The following is a 4,624-nucleotide window of genomic DNA, read 5'->3' on the forward strand; positions in this document are numbered from 1 at the left end:
CCCACGGACCCGCTCCTCGTGCGTGCGCACGGCCAGCCGGGCCTCCATCTCGGCGGCACGGGTCCTGGTCGCCTCGGCGTCCAGCCGGTCGCGCTTGCCGGTGTCCGGCTCCTCGTCGGCGGGCAGCTCCTCCGCGACGAGCAGCCGCTCCTCGAGCTCGGCGAGCTCCATCGCGGCCTGCTCCTGCGCGTCGGCCGCCTTCGCGGCGGCGGCCGCGAGCCGCTCCGCCTCGCCGGCGGCCCCGCGCGCCTGGCCCGCCAGCCGTCCGACCTGCTGGGCGACGGCGGCCTTCTCCTTCTCCGCGGCCCGGCGGACGACGGCGATCTCCTCGACCCGGGCGGCGAGCTCCTTGCGCCGTGCGGTCGCCTCCTCCAGCTCCGCTCGGAATTCCACCCGCTGGGCGGCGAGCACCCCCAGCCCCGCCTCGGCCTCGTCGACGGCCGCCTGCGTCTCCAGCACGCTCGGCGCCCCGGCGGACCCGCCGTAGGCGTACGCCGCACCGAGCACGTCGCCCTCGGCCGTGACCGCCACGAGCTCGGGCCGGACACTCACCACGGCCTCCGCCTCGGCCAGCCCGTCCACGACGACGTACCCGCGCAACAACGCCCGCGCCGACCCGACGAGCTCCCCGGGCCCTGACACCAGCTCAGCCGCCCACACCGCCCCACCGGGCAGCCCGTCCCGGTGTCGCCCACCCACATCCTCAAGCCCGACCCCGCCGAAACCCTCGGTGACCGCCGAACCACCCTCCCCTGCCGAGGCCGCCGCCTGCGGCGCGGCCGAAGGGCCGCCCGCGGGCGAAGCGCCTCCGGTCGTCGTGCCCGGCGCGGCGGGCGACTCGGGTGGGGCTGACGGGCCGTCCAAGGGGGGCACGGGTTGGGAGGCTCGGTGCAGGGGTTGGGGGGTGGCGATGAGGAGGGAGGCGCGGCCGGCCTCGTCCTTGCGGAGGAGGCGGAGCGCGTCGGCGGCGGAGGAGAGGGAGGTGACGGCGACGGCGTCCGCCGCGCGGTCGAGGGCCGCGGCGACGGGGGTCTCCATGCCGGGAGTGATCGTCAGATGGCCGGCGGCCGGGCCGAGGAGGCCGGCGAGGCGGTCGGTGGCGGAGAGCAGCGCGGCCGTGCCGTCCTTGCGGCGCAGCGCCAGGGCGAGCGCGTCGCGGCGGGCGGTGAGCGCGGCGTGTTCGCGGTCCGCGGTGGCAAGGGCCTCGCGGGCGCGGGACTGGGTCTCCTCGGCCGCGGACAGGTCCGCGCGCAGGGAGGCGTGCTCCGCGTCGCGGGCCTCGTCGGCCGTGTCGAGGGTGTCGGACTGGGCCTGGAGGGTCTCGTACTCCTCCTGCGCGGCCGCGGCGCGCTCCAGCGCGGCGTCCCGTGCCTCCGCCAGGCGGCCGATCTCGTCGCCCGCGCCCGCCGCGCGAGACCGCGCCGCGGCGACCTTGCCCTGCAGCCGGGCGAGCCCTTCGCGCCGGTCGGCCAGCGCACGCGCCGCGGCGCGCAGCGACTGCTCCTCCGCCTGCAGCTCGCGCTCCAACTCGGCGCGGCGCTCCACGGTCTCCGCGAGCGCGTACTGCGCCTCCTCCAGCGCCTCCGCCAGCTCCGCCTCCTGCTCGCGGATGCGCGCGGCCTCGCGCTCCATGTCCTCGGGGTCGCGGCCGCGCCGCTCCTCCCCCTGCGGGGTGCGGGCGTGCCGGACCTTCGCCTCCGCGAGCCCGATCGTGCCGCGGACGCGCTCCGCCAGGGACGAGAGGTCGAACCACGTCTGCTGGGCCAGCTCCACCGCCGGGCCAAGCTGGGCGACCTGCGCCTCCAGCACCGCCTCGCGCTGCTGAAGCCCCGCCAGCTCCTGCTCGACGCCGCTGCGTCGCAGCCGCAGCGCCATCTCGTCGGCGATTTCCTCCTCGACGGCCTTGCGCAGCGTGACCAGGTCGTCGGCGAGCAGCCGCAGCCTCGCGTCGCGCAGGTCGGCCTGGATCACCGCCGCGCGCCGGGCGATCGCGGCCTGGCGGCCGAGCGGCTTGAGCTGCCGCCGCAGCTCCCCGACGAGGTCCTGGACGCGGGTCAGATTGGCCTGCATCGCGTCCAGCTTCCGCAGCGCCTTCTCCTTGCGCTTGCGGTGCTTCAGGACGCCGGCCGCCTCCTCGATGAAGGCGCGGCGGCCCATGGGATCGGCGTGCAGGACGGAGTCGAGCTGCCCCTGGCCGACGATGACGTGCATCTCCCGGCCGATGCCGGAGTCGGAGAGCAGCTCCTGGATGTCGAGGAGACGGCAGGTGTCGCCGTTGATGGCGTACTCGCTGCCGCCGTTGCGGAACATCGTCCGCGAGATGGTGACCTCGGAGTACTCGATCGGGAGCGCGCCGTCGGTGTTGTCGATGGTGAGCGCGACCTCGGCGCGCCCGAGGGGGGCGCGGCCGGTCGTGCCGGCGAAGATGACGTCCTCCATCTTCCCGCCGCGCAGCGACTTCGCGCCCTGCTCGCCCATGACCCAGCTGAGCGCGTCCACGACATTGGACTTGCCGGAGCCGTTGGGACCGACGACGCAGGTGATGCCCGGTTCGAAGCGCAGCGTGGTCGCGGAGGCGAACGACTTGAACCCGCGCAGCGTGAGGCTCTTCAGGTGCACCGGCGCCGACCTCCTGTCCCTTTCGGGGACACCCTAACCGCCGATGCGCTCCGAGCCTGGTGACGGCTCGGTTTCATCCGTGTGAGTCACGGGCATCTACCGGTTGAGGGGTCAACGATGCGGGGACAAACGAAGGCCCGGGAACGACGAAGGGACGCCGAGGAGGCGTCCCTTGCACTATCCAGTGACGATGCCGACTGTTCCTGACCTATGCGGAAAGGTCAGGTTCAGGCCAGTACCGCCTGGGCTGCGTCCATGCGGAGCAACTGCTCGTGATCCGCGACGGCCTGCAACGCGTCGTTCTCGGCCTGGATACGGACAAGCTCGGATTCCAGGTCCTGGACACGCTGCTGGAGACGCCGCATCTCGGCGAGCAGTCGGGGGTCGGGTCCGCCGACGTAACCGAGAAGCGCCTTTGCCATGATGAATGGTCCTCCACGCTGAGTGACCGACCGCGAAGGTGGGTCGTGTGAGGCGGGCCGCACCGGAGCGCTCGCCCGATCAAGGCTGTGCGGGGCCGATCAGCCCTGAGCGGACGTACGGGTGCGCGGGTTTCCAGCGTCTCACCAAACGCGCAGACGGTCAACACGATCACAGCGTGCTACCTGAGTCGTCCGGCATGCGCGGCGGTGTGGTCACGCTGCGTGTCTCGGCGACTTCGTTGGTGCGCAGTCAACCACGCGGGGGCGAGAAGCGCAACACGCGGGAAATCCCTGATGGACCAGGCGGGTGGTCCGCGGTCACCCGGGTGCACGCTCAGCGGATCGCGAAGCCCTCGTACGCTGACTCGGCGGCGCCCCACAGTTCGGTGACACCGTCTACGCGGCCGGGCGTGTCGCCGTTGCGCAGCAGGTCGAGCAACTGCTCGCACTGCTCCCTGCTGCCCTGGGCGACGACCTGGACCCGCCCGTCCCCCAGATTCGAGGCGTAACCGCGCAGGCCGATCTCCAGCGCCCGGGACCGCGTCCACCAACGGAAGCCGACCTGCTGCACCCGTCCGCGCACCCAGGCGGTCATCCGTACCTCTGCACTCATGGGCGCAAGTCTCTCACCGGCGGCGGAACCCTCTCCGCAGCTCACCCGCGGTTCCGGTCACGACCGCGTGGTGAACCAGGCCAGGTGGTCCGCCAGCGAGAGCGTCTCTTGCGGGCTCCGCGCCCCCTTGAGCACGCCGCGAGCCGAACGGCCCTCGAGGCGCCAGGCGCCACATCATCCCCAGGGCGCGCGTGCGCGCCAGCACCTCGGGGGTGAAGACGTCGTCGTGCCAGTCGAACGGCCGGCTCCCGCCCTGGTAGCGCTCGGCCAGCGCCCGCGTCTCGCGGCTCGGCCCGGCCTCCCGACCGGGACGGGAGCGGAGCGCGCGTCTTCTGGGCCCCCACGCCGAACATCACTCCGAGCCCGTCACGCGGGACGCTCCACGGTGGGGCCGGGCCACGGGTCCGGCTGACCGGCTGCGGCCTGCCAGACCTCCTCCGGCAGCATCGCACCGAAGGAGGCGAGGTTGTCGACCAGCACGAGCATCGCCGGGGGCGGCAGCCGGTCCCGCACCACGGCGATCGCGGCGTGGCCGTCCATCCGCCAGTCCGCGCGCAGCGCGCGGGTCCGGGCCAGCATGTCCGGCGAGAAGAGCACACTGGCCGCGTTCGGGTCCGTGGCGAAGCCGCGCAACCCGGCCCAGAGCGCACCGAAGCGGCCCTCGTTGTAGGTGAAGTCCTGGTTCGGGCCCATCGGCACCGGCTGGAGGTCGCTCGGGTGATGCGTCTCCCGAAGCGAGACGCCGGGCAGCGGACGCGGGAAGACCACGGTGGCGACGGTGTAGTAGGTCGACACCTGGCCCCGGCCGCCCTTGCCCGAGTAACGGACGACATGGAAGGTCTCCGCCTTCAGGCCGCCGGGCAACTCTCCCCAGAGCAGCGACTCGAAGGAGCAGTCCTTCGCGTCGTAGGGATGCTCCCGGCGGTAGCGGCGGCGCAGCGCCGGGCCGCCGGCGGTGCTGTGCCAGCCC

The 4,624-nt window shown here is 73.7% G+C and carries 4 protein-coding genes; all 4 read right to left on the bottom strand.

The genetic code is table 11. The features are described 5' to 3' along the window. A partial coding sequence (locus TR48_RS31330) for a chromosome segregation SMC family protein (RefSeq protein WP_042373737.1) occupies window positions 1-2,619 on the bottom strand: 2,619 nt, incomplete at its 3' end. 227 nt (window positions 2,620-2,846) lie between these two features. Next, window positions 2,847-3,041, bottom strand: a complete 195-nt coding sequence (locus TR48_RS31335; protein WP_042373738.1) for a hypothetical protein — start codon at window positions 3,039-3,041, stop codon at window positions 2,847-2,849. A 334-nt stretch (window positions 3,042-3,375) separates the two neighbouring features. Next, window positions 3,376-3,654, bottom strand: coding sequence for an acylphosphatase (locus tag TR48_RS31340; RefSeq protein WP_042373739.1), 279 nt, complete (start codon window positions 3,652-3,654; stop codon window positions 3,376-3,378). Between the two features lie 366 nt (window positions 3,655-4,020). Then, on the bottom strand, window positions 4,021-4,624 hold a 604-nt coding region (locus TR48_RS31345; RefSeq protein WP_042373740.1), incomplete at its 5' end, for a hypothetical protein.

Source organism: Streptacidiphilus neutrinimicus, assembly GCF_000787815.1.
GTDB classification, from domain to species: Bacteria; Actinomycetota; Actinomycetes; order Streptomycetales; family Streptomycetaceae; genus Streptacidiphilus; species Streptacidiphilus neutrinimicus.